The 16,825-nt window shown below is 58.1% G+C and carries 19 protein-coding genes; 15 read left to right on the forward strand and 4 right to left on the reverse strand.

The window, feature by feature from the left end; genetic code table 11:
- Positions 1–87: 87 nt before the first annotated feature.
- Positions 88–1,536, forward strand: coding sequence for a beta-Ala-His dipeptidase (gene pepD / locus LG371_RS09025; protein ID WP_067593214.1), 1,449 nt, complete (start codon positions 88–90; stop codon positions 1,534–1,536).
- 73 nt (positions 1,537–1,609) lie between these two features.
- Here the strand turns inward: pepD and LG371_RS09030 are convergent, their stop codons facing one another.
- Positions 1,610–1,816, reverse strand: a complete 207-nt coding sequence (locus LG371_RS09030; protein WP_156503538.1) for a hypothetical protein — start codon at positions 1,814–1,816, stop codon at positions 1,610–1,612.
- Here LG371_RS09030 and LG371_RS09035 point away from each other — a divergent pair.
- Positions 1,815–3,215: an amino acid permease gene (locus LG371_RS09035; RefSeq protein ID WP_067593212.1), complete on the forward strand. Its 1,401-nt coding sequence runs from the start codon at positions 1,815–1,817 to the stop codon at positions 3,213–3,215. The genes LG371_RS09030 and LG371_RS09035 overlap by 2 nt on opposite strands.
- A gap of 222 nt (positions 3,216–3,437) precedes the next feature.
- Here the strand turns inward: LG371_RS09035 and LG371_RS09040 are convergent, their stop codons facing one another.
- On the reverse strand, positions 3,438–4,019 hold the full coding sequence (locus LG371_RS09040; RefSeq protein WP_225748323.1) for a LemA family protein: 582 nt from the start codon (positions 4,017–4,019) through the stop codon (positions 3,438–3,440).
- A gap of 163 nt (positions 4,020–4,182) precedes the next feature.
- Between LG371_RS09040 and LG371_RS09045 the strand changes: the two genes are divergently transcribed.
- From LG371_RS09045 to LG371_RS09105, 13 genes are all read left to right on the forward strand, one after another.
- Positions 4,183–5,220, forward strand: a complete 1,038-nt coding sequence (locus LG371_RS09045) for a hypothetical protein (RefSeq protein ID WP_225748324.1) — start codon at positions 4,183–4,185, stop codon at positions 5,218–5,220.
- A 49-nt stretch (positions 5,221–5,269) separates the two neighbouring features.
- Positions 5,270–5,728 carry an ATP-binding protein gene (locus LG371_RS09050; RefSeq protein ID WP_067593203.1) on the forward strand — a complete coding sequence of 153 codons (459 nt, stop codon included), beginning with the start codon at positions 5,270–5,272 and terminating at the stop codon, positions 5,726–5,728.
- Complete coding sequence (locus tag LG371_RS09055) at positions 5,718–6,476, forward strand: tRNA(His) guanylyltransferase Thg1 family protein (RefSeq protein WP_225748326.1); 759 nt, start codon at positions 5,718–5,720, stop codon at positions 6,474–6,476. Before LG371_RS09050 ends, LG371_RS09055 begins: the two co-directional genes overlap by 11 nt.
- 96 nt (positions 6,477–6,572) lie before the next feature.
- Positions 6,573–7,643, forward strand: coding sequence for a hypothetical protein (locus LG371_RS09060; protein ID WP_225748327.1), 1,071 nt, complete (start codon positions 6,573–6,575; stop codon positions 7,641–7,643).
- An 11-nt stretch (positions 7,644–7,654) separates the two neighbouring features.
- Positions 7,655–8,200, forward strand: coding sequence for a DUF4303 domain-containing protein (locus LG371_RS09065; RefSeq protein ID WP_225748328.1), 546 nt, complete (start codon positions 7,655–7,657; stop codon positions 8,198–8,200).
- A 42-nt stretch (positions 8,201–8,242) separates the two neighbouring features.
- Positions 8,243–10,153, forward strand: coding sequence for an ATP-binding cassette domain-containing protein (locus LG371_RS09070; RefSeq protein WP_067593186.1), 1,911 nt, complete (start codon positions 8,243–8,245; stop codon positions 10,151–10,153).
- 122 nt (positions 10,154–10,275) lie between these two features.
- The gene (locus LG371_RS09075) at positions 10,276–10,860 is read left to right on the forward strand and encodes a DNA alkylation repair protein (RefSeq protein WP_370632679.1); all 585 of its coding nucleotides are present in this window, start codon (positions 10,276–10,278) and stop codon (positions 10,858–10,860) included.
- Between the two features lie 184 nt (positions 10,861–11,044).
- Positions 11,045–11,452 (forward strand): VOC family protein, encoded by a 408-nt coding sequence (locus LG371_RS09080; RefSeq protein ID WP_067593181.1) that lies wholly within the window; start codon positions 11,045–11,047, stop codon positions 11,450–11,452.
- Between the two features lie 22 nt (positions 11,453–11,474).
- Positions 11,475–11,624 carry a hypothetical protein gene (locus LG371_RS09085; RefSeq protein ID WP_156503537.1) on the forward strand — a complete coding sequence of 50 codons (150 nt, stop codon included), beginning with the start codon at positions 11,475–11,477 and terminating at the stop codon, positions 11,622–11,624.
- A 90-nt stretch (positions 11,625–11,714) separates the two neighbouring features.
- Positions 11,715–12,128 (forward strand): hypothetical protein, encoded by a 414-nt coding sequence (locus LG371_RS09090; protein ID WP_067593179.1) that lies wholly within the window; start codon positions 11,715–11,717, stop codon positions 12,126–12,128.
- Between the two features lie 469 nt (positions 12,129–12,597).
- Complete coding sequence (locus LG371_RS09095; protein ID WP_067593321.1) at positions 12,598–13,725, forward strand: ABC transporter ATP-binding protein; 1,128 nt, start codon at positions 12,598–12,600, stop codon at positions 13,723–13,725.
- A 78-nt stretch (positions 13,726–13,803) separates the two neighbouring features.
- Positions 13,804–14,778 (forward strand): ABC transporter permease subunit, encoded by a 975-nt coding sequence (locus LG371_RS09100; RefSeq protein WP_067593177.1) that lies wholly within the window; start codon positions 13,804–13,806, stop codon positions 14,776–14,778.
- On the forward strand, positions 14,771–15,766 hold the full coding sequence (locus tag LG371_RS09105) for an ABC transporter permease (RefSeq protein ID WP_067593175.1): 996 nt from the start codon (positions 14,771–14,773) through the stop codon (positions 15,764–15,766). The genes LG371_RS09100 and LG371_RS09105 overlap by 8 nt, the downstream gene beginning before the upstream one ends.
- A 106-nt stretch (positions 15,767–15,872) precedes the next feature.
- Here the strand turns inward: LG371_RS09105 and LG371_RS09110 are convergent, their stop codons facing one another.
- Together LG371_RS09110 and luxS are read right to left on the reverse strand one after the other, a co-directional pair.
- The gene (locus LG371_RS09110) at positions 15,873–16,088 is read right to left on the reverse strand and encodes an RNA-binding S4 domain-containing protein (RefSeq protein WP_067593172.1); all 216 of its coding nucleotides are present in this window, start codon (positions 16,086–16,088) and stop codon (positions 15,873–15,875) included.
- Between the two features lie 80 nt (positions 16,089–16,168).
- A complete protein-coding gene (luxS, locus tag LG371_RS09115; protein ID WP_225748329.1) occupies positions 16,169–16,678 on the reverse strand; it encodes an S-ribosylhomocysteine lyase in 510 nt (169 codons plus the stop codon).
- Positions 16,679–16,825: the final 147 nt, after the last annotated feature.

Here is a 16,825-nt window from a genome sequence, read left to right on the forward strand (position 1 = left end):
CACCCTGCCGGCTTGGGTTTGGTTGGTTTCAGGCCGCCACGTTTTCAGGTAGCCCCACCGTTTCCAATTTCATCAAAGGAGATTTGTATGCACCCGCTTCATGCTTTGCAGCCGCAGGCCGTTTGGCAGTGGTTTGCCGATATTTGCGCCATCCCGCACCCCACCTATCAGGAAGCCGCGCTGGCCAAAATGATTGTGAACCGCGCCAAGGAGAAAGGTCTGGATGTGCGGCAAGACGAAAAAGGCAACGTTTATATCCGCAAGCCGGCGCAGGGCGCAGGCATGGCCGGTAAACCCGGCGTGATTTTGCAGGGACACATCGACATGGTGGCGCAGAAAACCCCCGATTCGCCGCACAATTTCGCCACCGACCCCATCCGCCCGCAAATCATCGACGGCTGGGTGCACGCCACGCAAACCACGCTCGGCGCGGATAACGGCATCGGCGCCGCCATGGGCCTGGCCGTGGCCTTTGCCGACGATATCGAACACCCGCCCTTGGAAGTGCTGCTCACGCTGGAAGAAGAAATCGGCATGGACGGCGCACGCAAGATGCGCGGCGACTGGCTGCAAGGCCGCTATCTCATCAACTTAGACACCGAAGAAGCTGGCTGCGTGTATGTGGGCTGCGCCGGCGGGCGCGATGCCGATTTGAGCCTGCCCTTCGCCACCCAGGCCGCCGACGGACAGCGTTTCCGCATTGAAGTGGCCGGCATGCACGGTGGCCACTCCGGCATCGACATCCACCGCGGCTACGGCAACGCCATCAAGGTGCTGGCCGACCTGCTGGCGCGCCTGCCCGAAGAGAGCGGCTGGCGTTTGGCCGCCATCCACAGCGGCGAATTGCGCAACGTCATCCCCTCCAAGGCCGAAGCCGAAATCGTGCTGCCCCAGGCCTTTGCCGACCAATTGGTGCAGCTGGCCGACACCGTGCGCGCCGAAACGCAAAACGAGCTCGGCCAGTTTGCCGACAGCCTCACCATTCAGGTAGCCCCAGCCGGGCAGGGCGGGCAGGCCGCCAGCCATGCCGACAGCCGCCGCATCGCCGACCTGCTGGCCGTGATTCCCAACGGTGTGCTCAAATGGAGCGAAGAGTTTGACGGCGTGGTGGACACTTCTAACTGCTTGAGCGTGGTGCACACGGCAAACGGCAAGCTCACCGCCTCCATGCTGCTGCGTTCGCTGCGTGAGCGGCCGAAAGACGACGTGTGCCGCCTGCTGGGCTCGCTGGCCCGCCTGGCCGGCGCCGCGCTGCACACCGAGCAGGACTACACCGGCTGGGAGCCGCATATGTCTTCCGTGCTGCTGAAGAAAACCGCCGAAGCCTTTGCCGCCGTGCGCGGTGAGCAGCCGCAAATCGAAGTGGTGCACGCCGGCCTGGAGTGCGGCCTGATGCAGAAACATCTGCCGCACACCGAGATGATTTCCTTCGGCCCCACCATCAAGGGCGCGCATTCGCCGAAAGAAAAGGTGGAAATCAGCACCGTGGAAGAATGCTGGCGCATTCTGCTGGATTTGCTCCAGCGCATAGATTGATGTAATTTTTGCAGCATAGGAAATCTCTGCCGACCAGTCTGCCTGGTCGGCCTTTTCTTTGCGTGGTTGCGTTTTAACAGGGAATATCGCTGCCAAAAAACGCTTCTGGCAGATTTTTCAGGTAGCCTGATTGGGTATTTCCCATGAAAATCAGTTGCCTGCATGCTTCTTGCTGGGTTATATTGCGTCCCGGGTCTGCCGCCAGGGTGCGGCGGCCGATTGATTTGAAGATCCGGAGCGGGAAAGCGCCCGGCCAAACCGCAGCACGAAAGGCATCCATGAGCACGAATCACGACCACCAGCACGGCTTGCAGCGCAACTTGAAAAACCGCCACCTGCAACTCATCGCCATCGGCGGCGCCATCGGCACCGGCCTGTTTATGGGCTCGGGCAAAACCATCCATCTGGCCGGGCCTTCGGTGGTGTTGGCCTATATCGTGATTGGCGCTTTTCTGTTTTTCATCATGCGCGCCATGGGCGAACTGCTGCTTTCTAATCTCGAATACAAGTCGTTCACCGATTTCACGCATGATCTGCTGGGCCCGGCGGCCGGCTTTTTTGTGGGCTGGACTTATTGGTTTTGCTGGGTGGTGATCGGCATGGCCGACATCATCGCCATCACGGGCTACACGCAGTTTTGGTGGCCGGATGTGCCGCTGTGGCTGCCGGGGCTGCTGTGCATCGTGTTTATGGCGGGCATGAATCTGCTCACGGTGAAGCTCTTCGGCGAGATGGAGTTTTGGTTTGCGCTGATTAAGATTGTGGCGATTGTGGCGCTGATTTGCGTGGGCGGCTTTTTGGCGCTAAGCGGCTTTGTGGACCCCACTTCGGGCGAGCAGGCTTCGATCACGCATTTGTGGCGGCACGGCGGCTGGTTTCCCAACGGCATCGGCGGCTTTTTCTCGGCTTTCCAGATTGCGGTATTTGCCTTTGTGGGCATTGAGTTGGTGGGCACGGCGGCGGCGGAGGCGGAAGACCCGGAAACCAATCTGCCCAAGGCCATCAACCGCATTCCGGTGCGCGTGATTGTGTTTTATGTGCTGGCGCTGGGCGCGATTATGGTGGTGACGCCGTGGGATGTGGTGGATCCGGCCAAGAGCCCGTTTGTGAACATGTTTACGCTAATCGGCATTCCGATTGCCGCCGGGCTGGTGAATTTGGTGGTGCTCACTTCGGCGCTCTCTTCGGCCAACGGCGGGATGTTTTCCACTGGGCGTATGCTCTACGGCTTGGCGGAGGCGGAGGTGGCGCCGAGCCTGTTTGGCCACCTCAACCGTAACGGCGTGCCGGCGGTGGGGCTGCTGTACTCCTGCGCCTTCCTGCTGGTAGGGGTGTTCCTGCTGTATCAGGAGGGGAACATCATGGATATGTTTACGGTGGTGACCACGCTTTCCAGCATCGGCTTTATTTTTGTGTGGGCGATCATCCTTCTGGCTTATATCAAATATCGCCAAACGCGCCCGCAGCTGCACGAGCGCTCCATCTACAAGCTGCCCGGCGGAGTGGCGATGGCTTGGGTGTGTTTGGCTTTCTTGGCGTTTGTGCTGGTGTTGTTTTCGCGCGATGAGGATACGCGGCTGGGGCTGATGTGTATGCCGCTGTGGTTTGCGGCGTGCGCGGTGCTCTATCAGCTGCTTTACCGCAAGCGGCAGCAGGAGAAGCTGCAAGGGCAGGAGTAGGCCGGCAAAGCAAAAGGCTACCTGAAAATTTTAGCTTCGCAGAAACTTCGCTGCGCTGCGTTTTGGCGAAATTCACTGCGTTCGTTTTCAGGTAGCCTTTTGTGGCTTAGAGGAAGAAGCTGCCGATTGCCTGCGCGATTTTGAGTATCACCCGATTGCCTGCCCGGCCATAAATGAGGCTACCTGAAATTTTCAGGTAGCCTTTTGCTTTGCCTGGCCGCATCAGAAGCGCACGGCGGGCGGCGCTTGGTGTTTGGCGCGGTCGGGGAATTCCAGCAGCTGTGCGGGCTGGCGGTGGCCGAAGTTGGCGGCAATCAGGCTGTGCGGGAAGAGTTGGCGCAGGGTGTTGTAGTGCATAGCGGCGTCGTTGTAGGCCTGGCGGGAGAAGGCGATGCGGTTTTCGGTGCTGGTGATCTCTTCGGCCAGCTGCTGCATATTGGCGGAGGCCTGCAATTCGGGATAGGCCTCTATCTGCACCATCAGGCTGCGGATGGCTTGGGTGAGCTGGGCTTCGGCGGCGGAAAGCTGGCGCACGGCTTCGGCGTTTTCGGGGCGGGCGCTACCCAGTGCGCCGGCGGCCTGGCTGCGCGCTTGGGTTACTTGGGTGAAGGTGTCGCTTTCGTGTTTCAGGTAGCCTTTGGTGGTTTCCACCAAGTTGGGAATCAAGTCGTGCCGCCGTTGCAGCTGCACGCCGATTTGGGAGAAGGCGTTGCGGTATTGGTTTTGCGCGATCACCAGCCGGTTGTACACCATCACGCCCACCACAATGAGCGCGGCAGGCAATAGGATGATTATCCACAGCATAACGGTCTCCTAAAGTGTTAAAATTGCCAGCCCATCTTACCACAAAATGGTGTGCGGACAGCGGCTTGAAGGGTTTGAATGGTGCCGGAGTGTTTTTAGCTTCGCAGAAACTTCGCTGCGCTGCGTTTTCAGGTAGCCTGTGTCCGCCATTGGAAGGTTTATCGTGATTGCCCTGCCTATTCCCATCCCCAAAACCCCGCATGCGCTCTACCGCCTGATGTTTCTCTATATCGTGGCCGCATTCGGTATCGGTTGGTTTTTGCCGGTGAACGTCGGAATCTGGAGCATCTTGCTGATGCTCGCGCTGATTCTGTATCTGCGCATCCGCGCGCTGGCACGCGGCGAAAAACGCTTTTCACGCGGAGGGGATTGTGCCAAAAACGGCGTGTTTGCATGGGAGATTATGTATCTGATAATTGCGGTGATGGGCATGGCCGTTGCCTTTTATGGCGGCACGGCGGCTTCATACGGTGAATTGCGCGAAGCACGCGGCATCGTGCCCGCCGAGCCCTACAACGAATCGCGCGAATGCCGCGCCGCGCAGGCAGGCAAAGAGCAAAGCCTGCTCGACCGCATAAGCTTCTACGACCCCTGTCGCCACACCAGCAGTTTTGATTACCTCCCCTTCCCCAACGGCAGCGAAACGCTGCATCTGAGCTGCGCAGCCGATTTGAGAGACGGCTGCGACCGAGCCTACGCCCACGCAGGCAAAGAAGCCAGCGTGAAATACAGCGGCTCGCGCCTGTATGAAATGGAAGTGGACGGCGTGAAAATCTACCGCTATGCCGACCAGTCCGCCGGTTTTGCCCGCGGCCGCAAAGCCGCCCTGCTGGACTCGCTCATCGCCGTGCCGCTGTTTGCCCTGCCGCTGATGTGGTTCCACCGCCGCTTCGACGATTGGCGGGAAGCGTTGGACAACGGCGAAACCGTGCCCGATGAAACCCCGCTATGGTGGAAGCTGCTGGTGTTGGTCTGCTGGTATCTGCCGTTTTCCGCCTTGTGGATCAGTGCCGCCGTAGTATGGTGGCGCATCAGGCCCAACCCCGTGGCGCTCACGCTGGGGCTGCTGCTGGCGGCAGCATTGTTATTCTTGTGCGTGCGCGGCGTATACCACCTGTTTTATCCTCCACCGCCGCCGATGCCCAAAGCGGCCAAACCGCATAAATTGAAAATCCGCAAATCAGGCCGGAAGGCTACCTGAAAAATAAAAAGCAGATTCGGCCAAGCCACAACATACGAAACATTAAAATATGCAGCTCATCTTATTTATCGGTGCACAAGCCTCCGGCAAATCCACTTTCTACAAACAACACTTTGCCGATAGCCATATCCGCTTGAATCTCGACATGCTCCAAACCCGGCATCGCGAGCAAATCCTGTTCAATGCCTGTTTGCAGGCCAAGCAAAAGCTTGTTATTGATAATACCAATCCCACCGTTGAAGACAGAGCCCGCTATATTGTTCCCGCCCAAGCCGCCCGTTTTCAAATTGTTGCCTACTATTTCGACAGCGATTTGAATGCTGCCCTCGCACGTAATGCACAGCGTACAGGCAAAGCCAATATTCCCGAGGTCGGCGTACGCGCCACCTTCAAAAAACTGCAATCGCCGCAATACGAGGAAGGGTTTGCCGAAATTTATCGGGTTCAAATCAACCCGAACGGCGGCTTCAACTGCCAACTTATCCCAAAGGAAAACCATGAGATTTGACGACTTAGACGCCCGAATGCGCCAATACGAAACCGCCTACGATTTCTGCATTCCCGAACAAAACCACATCGTTGTCCGCCTCGACGGGCGCGGTTTCACTCGCCTCACCAAAGAAATCTGGCAGTTTGAAGCCCCGTTCGATATCCGCTTCCGTGACCGTATGGCCGACACGACTGCCGCCCTGCTCGATTGCGGATTCAACATCGCGTATGGCTTTTCTCAAAGCGACGAAATCTCCCTGCTGTTTCAACACGACGAGTACACTTTCAAGCGTAAAGTCCGCAAAATCATCACCACGCTCGCCGCCGAAGCCAGCGCGCACTTTTCTCTCGCACAAGGCTCCCGTGCCACCTTCGATGCACGCGTTTGCGTGTTGCCAAATTGGGGATTGGTGCGGGACTACTTCGCCTGGCGCCAAGAAGACGCGCACCGCAACGCCCTCAATGCCCATTGCTACTGGCTGCAACGCAAACACGGCATATCGCCCAATGCCGCTGCCGAAAAGCTCGCCCATCTCTCGCGCCAGCAGAAACACGATTTTTTGTTTGAGCACAGCATCAACTTCAACGACCTGCCCGCCTGGCAGAAGCGCGGCTTCGGCATATATTGGCAAACCGTTGCCAAACAGGGTTTTAACCCGCAAACAGGTGAAACCACAGAAACCACCCGCCGCATCATTACGCGCAATTTCGATTTGCCCCTGCGTGAGGAATACGTGGCATTCTTGGATAATTTTCAGGTAGCCTGAAAAGTTGCAGCTTGGTCTGCATTAAAACCTGACTTTCAGGTAGCCTTTCAGTTGAAGGCTACCTGAAAAAACAACCGCAGTTGCAAAAGGAACCTCATGCACTACCAATCGCTCGACACCGCATTGGCGCAATACAGCGGCCGCTCCGAGCCCCACCCCGACGGCCTTGCCCTGAGCATCACCGCGCAGCCGCAAGGCAGCCTGAAACTCCACAGCCCCGACGGCATCAGCCTCAGCCTCACCTGCCGCGGCGAGCCCGTATTCTGGTCGTTCCACAGCCACGATTTATACGACGTTTACCTCGTCCGCAGCTACGCCGAAAGCTGGCAGGCATACCAGCCCATAGGGCACATATGCAGCCGCATCAACGAACACATCGCCCGCCAAAGTGCCGCAGAACAAGGCCTGTTGTGGGGCAAATATTTCATCGCACAACTCGCCGAGCACAATGCAGGGCTGCTCGGCATCGGCGAATGGCACTTCCGCCACCGCCCCGCCCAAACCCTGCCGCCGCAATGGGGCGAATGCTGGCACGACACCGCCCTAGGGCAGCCTGAAACCGGCGAGAACTACCGCCAATGGCTGTTTTCAGGTAGCCGCTTCGACGCGTTGGACAACGATTTTTTCTCCGAATCCGAACGCTTCATCGCCCTGAAAACCCACCATGCCGAAGACGGCAGGTTAAAATACTGGCGCAAACGCGCACGGCAGCACCAACTGCCGCCCGTGTTGGCATACGAAATCACCGCCCTGTCCGACCGCTGGCTGATTTTAGACGGACACCTGCGCCTTGCCGCCGCCCTCGCCGAAGGGCAACTGCCGCCGCTGATTGTGATTCAGGCCGCCACCGCCCGCCCCAGTCGCGAAACCGCCGCCGAACGCGAAAGCATACAGGCCGCCACCCTGTCGCAATACGAAAAAACCGCCCGCCAAACCGGCGGCAACCCGAAAGCCCTAAACGCCGTCAGCCAGCACATCGTCCACGTCTTCGACACGCGGCCAGACCTGGCATACTTCACCCGCGCCGCCGCCGACACCGCCCCGCAAACCTGGCTACAACAACTGCGTGCTCACGCCGCGCAACACGGTTTCGCCGAAGAATTGGAACGCGTTTGGGCCACGGAATCGTGGCCGCGGAAGCGGGTTGCCGCTTTTCAGGTAGCCTGAAAGGACACCCCATGCCGCAACCCGATTGGCAGCATATCGAAAACACCGCTTATCAAATCATCATGGATACCGTGCACAGCATCCGCAGGCAGCACCCGCGCGAAACCGTGTACGCCGCCATTTTCCACAATTTCTATTGCGACAACGCCAACCTCTATTTCCCCTCGCTGTCGGTCGGCACGGAAGAGCTGCTCGCGCGCGTGGCGGAGCAATATCGGCAGGAATACGGCTATGCCGAAAGCCGTGCCGAATTGGAGCAGTCGCTGCGCTGGTCGGGCGCGGATTTGGCGGAATACATGTTTGACGGCGGCGCGGCGGGCCATGCGGCAGCGCAAAGCGTGCAGGCTGCCGTGCGCCAAGAAGCCGATTGGGACGGTTTATACGGCCGCTTCTGCCGATGCTTCCCCCGCGCCTGCCGCCGCGCCACGCATGATTTGCTGCGGCAAAACATCGTGCCGCCCGATTTTATTGCCGTCGTCTGCGATGAAGACGAAAGCCTGACCGCGCCCTGCCTAACGCCCGAGCAGCTGCAACGGCATTTCCCCGAATGGGCATAGATATTTTCAGGTAGCCTGAAACCACCAAACACAAGGAATCCCATGACCATCCTCCAAGCCGAAAACCTTTCCTTCGCCGTCGGCCATGTGCCGCTGCTCGACAAAGCCTCCTTCCAACTTGCAGCCGGCGAAAAAGTCGGGCTCATCGGGCGCAACGGCGCGGGCAAATCCAGCCTGCTGAAAATTTTGGCGGGCGTGCAGAAGCCTGATGACGGCCAGCTCATCCTGCAAAACGGGCTGAAAACCGTGTATGTGCCGCAGGAGAGCTTTTTTGACGGCGCGGCCAGTGTGTTCGATATTGTGTCCGAAGGGCTGGGCAGCCTGCGCGACGTGCTGCGGCGTTACCACGAAATCGGCCGCGCGCTGGAAAACGGGCAGGACGATAATTTAATCAAAGAGTTGAATGAGCTGCAAAACCAAATCGAAGCACAAGACGGCTGGCAGTTCGACGCGCTCATCAGCCAAACCGTGAGCGAGCTGGGGCTGCCTGAAAACGAGAAAATCGACAATTTGTCCGGCGGGCAGAAAAAACGCGTCGCGCTGGCGCAGGCGTGGGTGCAGAAGCCCGACATCCTGCTGCTGGACGAGCCGACCAACCATTTGGATATTGACGCGATTTTGTGGCTGGAAAACCTGCTGAAAAACTTTTCAGGTAGCCTCATCGTCATCACCCACGACCGCCGTTTTTTGGACAATATCGCCACCCGCATTGTGGAATTGGACAGGGGCGTGCTGCGTTCGTATGACGGCAGTTTCGCCAAATACAGCGAGAAAAAGGCGCAGGAACTGGCCGTGGAAGCCGAGCACAACCGCCTGTTCGACAAATTCCACGCGCAGGAAGAGGCGTGGATTCGCAAGGGCATCGAGGCGCGGCGCACACGCAACGAAGGGCGGGTTAAGCGTTTGGAAGAATTGCGGAAACAGCGTGCGGCGCGGCGCGAACGGCAGGGGCAGGTATCGTTTAAGCTGGATTCGGGCGAGAAAAGCGGCAAAATCGTCGCCGAACTGGAACACGCTTCGTTTGCGTATGGCAACAAGATGATTATGAACGATTTTTCCGCCGTGATTCAGCGCGGCGACAAGATTGGACTCATCGGCGCGAACGGCATCGGCAAAACCACGTTTTTAAAGCTGATTTTGGGCGAACTCGCGCCTACCGGCGGCAAAATCCGCCTCGGCAGCAAGCAGGAAGTGGCGTATTTCGACCAGTTCCGCAGCGCGCTGAACGAAAACGACACGGTGTTCTACACGCTCGGACAGGGCAACGATTATGTGGAAATCGGCGGCAAAAAGCGGCATGTGATGGGCTATTTGGAAGACTTTTTGTTCCACCCCGCCCGCGCGCAAAGCCCTGTGTCGTCGCTCTCCGGCGGCGAGCGCAACCGCCTGCTGCTGGCCAAACTGTTCACCCGCCCCGCCAACATTCTGGTGCTGGACGAGCCGACCAACGATTTGGACATCGACACGCAGGAGCTGTTGGAAGAACTGCTGCGCGATTACGCCGGCACGGTGTTCCTCGTCAGCCACGACCGTATGTTTTTGGACAATGTGATTACGCAATCCATTGTATTTGAAGGAAACGGCAGCCTGAAAGAATACATCGGCGGCTATCAGGACTACATCGACGCGAAGGCGCGCGAAGAGAAAGTGCAGGCTGCCTCCGCCCCCGCCGCCAAGCCCGAAAGGCTGCCTGAAAAAGAAAAAACCAAAGCCAACCGCAGCGTGAAACTGTCGTACAAAGAACAGCGCGAACTCGCCGCCCTGCCCGACGAAATCGCCGCGCTGGAAGCCGAACAGGCGGATTTGAACGCGCAGCTTTCCGACCCGGAAATCTTTAAGGATTATGAAAAGGCAGGCAGCCTGCAAGCGCGGGCGGAAGAGATTGAAATGCTGCTGTTGGAGAAATTGGAACGGTGGGAAGCGTTGGAGGCGAAACAGGGCGGCGCGGGGTGAGGTTTCAGGTAGCCTGAATGCCGTCTGAAAGGCCGTCTGAAACCTTATAAAGCAGCCTGCATCCAACATCAAAACCCCTCAAACCGCCCCAACCCCGCCCGTTCCCAAGACAAGGAAATCCTATGGATTACCCCGCCCTGCTTGCCGTCCTGCAACAACACGCCGACCCCGAACGCGCCACGCCGATGCAGGCCTACATGAAACACCGCTTTGCCTATTTGGGCATCGGCAAACCCGAGCTTGCCCGCCTGTGCCGCCCGTTTTTCAAAGAGGCCGCCAAACAGCCGCCCGATTGGGATTTCGTGCGCCGCTGCTGGGACGACCCGCACCGCGAACTGCAATACGCCGCGCTCGAATACCTGAAAAAAATGCAGCAATACCTGACCCCGCAGGACATCCCGCGTTTGCAGACGCTGATTACCGAAAAATCATGGTGGGACAGCTCGGACGTACTCGACCGCATTGTCGGCGGCATTGCCCTGCACCACCCCGAAGTCAATGCCGTTCTGTTGGCATGGAGCACGGACGACAACATCTGGCTGCGCCGCGTCGCCATCGACCACCAACTGCTCCGCAAACAACACACCGACACCGCGCTGCTGGAAAAAAGCATCTGCAACAATCTGGGGCAGAAAGAATTTTTCATCAACAAAGCCATCGGCTGGGCATTGCGCGATTACAGCAAAACCAACCCTGCATGGGTGTAAGGCTTTATCGGCCGCCACGGGCACGAAATGGCCAAACTGAGCCTGCGCGAAGCGGGGAAATACCTGCCGCCAAAGGCCGTCTGAAAATATAAAAGCAGCCTGCATTTTGTAGGTTGGCAAAATACCTTTGTTGCGGCTTAGGTTTTCAGGTAGCCTCAAAGCCTCCAAATTAAAGGAAATGGATATGCAGCAACACATCAACTACATCACGCTCGGCGTGGCCGACCTGGCCGAATCGCGCCGCTTCTACCGCGACGTGTTCGGCTGGCAGGAAACGGAACAGAGCAACGAAAACATCGCGTTTTTCCAAACAGGCGGCGCGCTGCTGCTCGCCCTGTTCGGCCGGGAAGCCTTGGCGCAAGACGCGCAGGTGCCGGCGCAGGGCAGCGGCTTCCCGCGTTTTGCCTTGGCGCACAATGTGGCCAGCGAAGCCGAAGTGGACGCGCTGTTTGCCGGGTTTGCCGCCAAAAATGCGAACATTATCAAAGCCCCACAGAAAGTGTTTTGGGGCGGATACAGCGGCTATCTCGCCGACCCCGACGGCTTTTTGTGGGAAATCGCGTTTAATCCGTTTTTGCAGAAACTGCGTTGATACGCCCGCCCGCATTGGCCGAATGGCGGTAAATTTTTCAGGTAGCCTCGAAGCCGGTTGCAGGCTACCTGAAAAATATCGGGCGGATGAAGCCGGCCAAAAGCAGCCCGCCTCGTTTTTAGCTTCGCAAAAATTCCGCCTGGCTCCGCAAGGTATCGGTTTTACTTTGTAGAAACTCAGCCTTGGCCAAGACATCGGTCCACTTCGTTGAAGCTCACGCTTTCAGGTAGCCTTTCACCGCATCCAAACAGAGGGCAGCAGCATGAAATTCTTCGGTAAATTCAGCCACCGCTTTTGGGATTGGTTCGGCGGCAGCGAGGCGGCCGGCCGTGTGTTTGTGTTGGCGTTTGCCGCGCTGTGCGGGTTGCTGTATGCCGGCGGCTTGATTTTAGACAAGCTGCTCGGCCGCACCGCTGCGCCCTGGCCGTCCGTGATCGGCGTCGGTCTGGGCATCGGCACGCTGCTGGCGCTTTGGTTTATCGAAGAAGATTTGGCCGACCCGGAGCCCGTCTTCGGTTTCAAGCGGCGTGATCAATACCTTTGTGGCGCGGTGGGCGGCCTGGTGTGCGCGCTGTTGATCGGCTTCGGCTGGCGGCAGGCTTTGGTCGGTGCACTGATCGGCCTGCTGGTGGCGGCGCTGATACGCTGGTTGAAATATGTGATGCGCTATGTGTGAGGCTACCTGAAAAGCATCGGCTTCAGCAAAGCTAAAATCTGGCAAACTGTTTTCAGGTAGCCTCTTGTGCTGGCAAGAAAATTGCCTGCGGGCAACACTTATCTGTTAAGTTGAGACATTGGCAAAATCCTCATCTTTGGCGCATTTCTTCGCGATGCGCTTCTCGAATGCTTGCCTAACTATATGTTATGTCTGTGCATTCCGCGATGCTATCGCTTTGAACTGCGCTCAAATCTGAGGTTTTGCCAAGGTCTCATGCTAGGTAAAAATGCGGCCTGACGTTTTTTTTCGTTGCCCCCGCCTGCCTGCTATCCTACAATCACGCCTCACAAAATATTGTCGTATAGCCGGTTGATTGAAAAGGCATGGCGTCGCCGCCGCGCCGCGTGTTTGAATCCAACCGGCTTTAAACTTGAACCCTGCCCGCCGCCACACCAAACGGCAGGCACCGATGCGGAGCTTTTCGCCCATGTCTGAAAAATACACGCCCCCCCAAACCAAGCCCTACCTGCAAATTAAAGACGTGGTGAAAACCTACGGCGAAAACTATGCGGTGGACCATATCGATTTGGATATCGACCGCCACGAAATCTTCGCCCTCTTGGGCAGCTCCGGCTCGGGCAAATCCACCCTGCTGCGCATGCTCGCCGGCATGGAAACCCCCGATCAGGGCAAGATTATTTTGGACGGCCAAGACATCACCCGCCTGCCGCCGTACGACCGCCCCATCAATATGATGTTTCAAAGCTACGCCCTGTTTCCGCACATGACCGTAGAGCAAAATATCGCCTTCGGCCTGAAGCAGGACAAAATGCCCAAAGACCAGATTGCCGAGCGCGTGGAAGAAATGCTGCGCCTGGTGCAGATGAGCAAATACGCCAAGCGCAAGCCGCACCAGCTCTCCGGCGGCCAGCAGCAGCGCATCGCTTTGGCGCGCGCCCTGGCCAAGCAGCCCAAACTCCTGCTCCTAGACGAGCCCTTGGGCGCGCTGGATAAAAACCTGCGCCAGCAAACCCAGCTCGAATTGGTGAATACGCTAGAGAAAGTGGGCGTAACCTGCATCATGGTAACGCACGACCAGGAAGAAGCCATGACCATGGCCACCCGCATCGCCATCATGTCGGAAGGGCATCTGCAACAGGTGGGCACCCCGCGCGAAGTGTACGACTTCCCCAACAGCCGCTTCACCGCCGAATTTATCGGCGAAACCAACATTTTCGAAGGCCAGCTGGTGGCCGACGAAGCCGACCACGCCGAAATCGACTGCCCTGAGCTGGCGCAGAATATCCTCATCGACCACAGCGTGGCCGGGCCGGAAGAGCAAACCATGTGGGTGAGCATCCGCCCCGAAGACATCAATATGCACAAAGAAAAGCCCGCCAACCTGGGCGAGCACAACTGGACCATCGGTACAGTGAAGGAAATCGCCTATTTGGGCAGCTTCGGCATCTATCATGTGCAGCTGCCCAGCGGGCGCATGGTGAAAAGCCAAGTGTTGTCGTCTTACTGGTATCTAGCCAACCTCGAGCCGCCCACATGGGACGAAACCGTGTATCTGAGCTGGCCGGCCAACCAGCCCGTGCCGCTCACCCGCTAAAGGCTACCTGAAAAATACAAGCATGGCTGCAGCAGGCAAATTTGCCGGCAGCCGAATATGAAAGAGGCTACCTGAAAAATGAAATGGCAGGCGTTGAAAGACAGGCTGCGGCCGGGGCAGGGATGGGTGATTGCCGTTCCCTACCTGTGGCTGCTGGTTTTGTTTCTGATCCCCTTCTTCTTCGTGCTGAAAATCAGCCTGGCCGAGCAGGCCACGTCGATTCCGCCCTACACCCCGCTCTACACCGTGGACGAGGCGGCCGGCCGTGTGAACATTTCCCTGAGCTACCTGAACTACACCGGCATTTTCGACAATTTCTGGTCGTCGCTGTGGCTCGGGCTCAACCCCTTTGCCGATAAATCCGGCAGCAACCTGTATGTGCACATCTACCTGCTCTCCATCAAAACCGCGCTCACCACCACGCTGATCTGTCTCTTGGCCGGCTACCCCATCGCCTACGCCATCTCGCGCAGCCGTGAAAAATGGCGCAACCCGCTGCTCTTGGCCATCATGCTGCCGTTTTGGACTTCGCTGCTCTTGCGCGTGTATGCCTGGATGGGGCTGCTGTCACAAAACGGCATCATCAACAACCTGCTCCTGCGCTGGGGCTGGATTAACGAGCCTCTGGATATGTTTTACAACAGCTTTTCGCTCAATATCGTGATGGTCTATACCTACCTGCCCTTCATGGTGCTGCCGCTCTACACCCAGCTCTTGAAGCTGGACGGCCGCCTGCTCGAAGCCTCGGCCGATTTGGGCGCGGGGCCGGTAAAATCGTTTTTCTCCATCACTCTGCCGCTCTCCAAAAGCGGCATCATCGCCGGCTCGATGCTGGTGTTTATTCCGGCGGTGGGCGAATTCGTGATTCCCGATTTGGTGGGCGGGCCCGAGCATTTGATGATCGGCAAAGCCCTGTGGCAGGCCTTCTTCACGCAAAACGACTGGCCGCTGGCTTCGGCCATGGCCGTGGTGATGGTGTTGCTTTTGGTGGTGCCCATCGGCCTGTTCCACCGCCACGAAACCAAACAACTGGAAGGAGCACGCCGTGGCTAGAAAATCTTCATGGTCTGCCTGGTTTTTGCGCGGCTGCCTGCTGCTGGGCCTGGGCTTCCTCTATATTCCGCTCGTGGTGTTGGTGGTGTACTCCTTCAACCGCTCTGAGCTGGTTACCGTGTGGGGTGGCTTCTCCACCAAATGGTACGGCGCGCTGCTGAACAACAGCGAAATCCTGGAAGCCACCTGGCTTTCCATCCGCATCGCCCTGATTTCCGCCGCCGCCGCCGTGGTGCTCGGCACCATGGCCGCCTACGCGCTGGCGCGCATCAAGCGCTTTCGCGGCAGCACGCTCTTCACCGGCATGGTGTCTGCCCCGATGGTGATGCCCGACATCATCACCGGTATTTCGCTGGTGATGCTGATTTTGCAGGTGCAGGCGCTGCTGCGCGGCTCCAGCTTCAGCTGGCTGCAATTCGAGCGCGGCTGGTTCACCATCTGGCTCGGCCACGCCACGCTGTGCATGGCCTATGTAACCGTGGTGATCCGCACCCGCTTAAACGAGCTCGACCAATCGCTGGAAGAAGCCGCGCAGGATTTGGGCGCCAAGCCGTGGAAGGTTTTCTGGGTGATCACCCTGCCGCTGATCGCCCCCGCCATCGCCTCCGGCTTCCTGCTGGCCATGACCCTTTCCATGGACGATTTGGTGATCACCTCCTTCCTCAGCGGCCCCGAATACACCACCCTGCCGCAGCTGATTTTCGCCAAAGTGAAACGCGGCGTGAACCCGCAGATGAACGTGCTCGCCACCCTGCTGATCGCCATCATCGGCACGCTGGTGATTGTGGGCAACTACCTGATGATGCGCCGTGTGAACAAACGCGACCGCGAAGCCGCCCTGGCCTACAAACAGGCGCGCGAAGCCGCCGCAGCGGCTGCTACCCCGCCGCCCTCCGTGCTGATCGAAGCCGAAGAGGCCGCGCAGGAAGAGGCGGAAACGGAGGATGCGGAGGATTCTCCGGCAGCAGACGAGGCTTCGCGGGAATGATTGGCTTGCAATCCTCAGGAATCGTTTGATTGATTAGCGGATTGCCTGCGATAAAGGCTACCTGAATTTCAGGTAGCCTTTTCATTTGCTGCGGTATCCGGCGGTTTTATTCCTGTACTTCAATCGCGCTGCCATCGTCCAGCTCGATGATTTCGCCGGCGCGGATTTTGGCGGTTTTGCGGGTTTCGGGCGTGCCGTTGCGGCGGATGCGGCCTTCGGCGATCCAGGCTTTGGCTTGGCCGCCGCTATCGGCCAGGCCGGTGAGTTTGAGCAGGTCGCACAGGGCGATGTGTTCGTGGCCGTTGAGGGAGAAAGTTTGCATAGCTCGTGTCAAATATTTGGTGTGGCGGGCGATAGAGGCTACCTGAAAAATGGTTTTCAGGTAGCCTTTTGGTTTGGGGCTTAGAGTTTGCCGAGGATGTCTTCGCTCAGGGCAAGCTCGGCGTTTTTGTTGATGCCGATTTTGCGGGAGAGGATATGGCGGGCGATGTCTTGGGCTTCTTCGAGGGAGTGCATGCGGTAGGTGCCGCATTGGTATTCGTTCAGCTCGGGGATTTGGCTCTGGCTTTGCACGTTTAAAATATCCTGCATGGCGGCCTGCCAGGCGGCGGCCACGGCTTCTTCGCTGGGGGTGCCGATCACGCTCATGTAGAAGCCGGTGCGGCAGCCCATGGGGGAGATGTCGATGATTTCCACATTTGCGCCGTTCAGATGATTGCGCATGAAGCCGGCAAATAGGTGTTCCAGCGTGTGGATGCCTTTTTCTGGCAGGATTTCTTGGTTGGGCACGCAGAAGCGCAGGTCGAACACGGTGATGTCGTCGCCTTTGGGGGTGCGCATGGTTTTGGCCACGCGCACGGCGGGGGCGTGCATTTTGGTGTGGTCTACGGTGAAGCTGTCGAGCAGGGGCATGGGGTTTCCTTTGGGATGGGTTTGCGGGAAGGCGTAATCATACCATTTCCGCCGATTGCTTGAAAAAATGTATGCTTTGTGTAAAATCCCGCAGCTTCATCAACCATTAATTGGGGCGACGGCATCGCCTGGGGCATTAAGATTGCC

Origin of the sequence: Eikenella sp. Marseille-P7795 (assembly GCF_916618725.1) — a bacterium.
Classification (GTDB): Bacteria; Pseudomonadota; Gammaproteobacteria; order Burkholderiales; family Neisseriaceae; genus Eikenella; species Eikenella longinqua.

What these genes read in the sequence shown, in the direction of transcription:
- LG371_RS09040 (WP_225748323.1), bottom strand. Translation starts at nt 4,019, where the DNA reads ATGCTGTGGATAATCATCCTATTGCCTGCCGCGCTCATTGTGGTGGGC.
- LG371_RS09110 (WP_067593172.1), bottom strand. Translation starts at nt 16,088, where the DNA reads ATGCAAACTTTCTCCCTCAACGGCCACGAACACATCGCCCTGTGCGAC.
- LG371_RS09100 (WP_067593177.1), top strand. Translation starts at nt 13,804, where the DNA reads ATGAAATGGCAGGCGTTGAAAGACAGGCTGCGGCCGGGGCAGGGATGG.
- LG371_RS09050 (WP_067593203.1), top strand. Translation starts at nt 5,270, where the DNA reads ATGCAGCTCATCTTATTTATCGGTGCACAAGCCTCCGGCAAATCCACT.
- LG371_RS09080 (WP_067593181.1), top strand. Translation starts at nt 11,045, where the DNA reads ATGCAGCAACACATCAACTACATCACGCTCGGCGTGGCCGACCTGGCC.
- LG371_RS09030 (WP_156503538.1), bottom strand. Translation starts at nt 1,816, where the DNA reads ATGGATGCCTTTCGTGCTGCGGTTTGGCCGGGCGCTTTCCCGCTCCGG.
- LG371_RS09090 (WP_067593179.1), top strand. Translation starts at nt 11,715, where the DNA reads ATGAAATTCTTCGGTAAATTCAGCCACCGCTTTTGGGATTGGTTCGGC.
- LG371_RS09070 (WP_067593186.1), top strand. Translation starts at nt 8,243, where the DNA reads ATGACCATCCTCCAAGCCGAAAACCTTTCCTTCGCCGTCGGCCATGTG.
- LG371_RS09035 (WP_067593212.1), top strand. Translation starts at nt 1,815, where the DNA reads ATGAGCACGAATCACGACCACCAGCACGGCTTGCAGCGCAACTTGAAA.
- LG371_RS09095 (WP_067593321.1), top strand. Translation starts at nt 12,598, where the DNA reads ATGTCTGAAAAATACACGCCCCCCCAAACCAAGCCCTACCTGCAAATT.
- luxS (WP_225748329.1), bottom strand. Translation starts at nt 16,678, where the DNA reads ATGCCCCTGCTCGACAGCTTCACCGTAGACCACACCAAAATGCACGCC.
- LG371_RS09060 (WP_225748327.1), top strand. Translation starts at nt 6,573, where the DNA reads ATGCACTACCAATCGCTCGACACCGCATTGGCGCAATACAGCGGCCGC.
- LG371_RS09075 (WP_370632679.1), top strand. Translation starts at nt 10,276, where the DNA reads ATGGATTACCCCGCCCTGCTTGCCGTCCTGCAACAACACGCCGACCCC.
- LG371_RS09085 (WP_156503537.1), top strand. Translation starts at nt 11,475, where the DNA reads ATGGCGGTAAATTTTTCAGGTAGCCTCGAAGCCGGTTGCAGGCTACCT.
- pepD (WP_067593214.1), top strand. Translation starts at nt 88, where the DNA reads ATGCACCCGCTTCATGCTTTGCAGCCGCAGGCCGTTTGGCAGTGGTTT.
- LG371_RS09065 (WP_225748328.1), top strand. Translation starts at nt 7,655, where the DNA reads ATGCCGCAACCCGATTGGCAGCATATCGAAAACACCGCTTATCAAATC.
- LG371_RS09055 (WP_225748326.1), top strand. Translation starts at nt 5,718, where the DNA reads ATGAGATTTGACGACTTAGACGCCCGAATGCGCCAATACGAAACCGCC.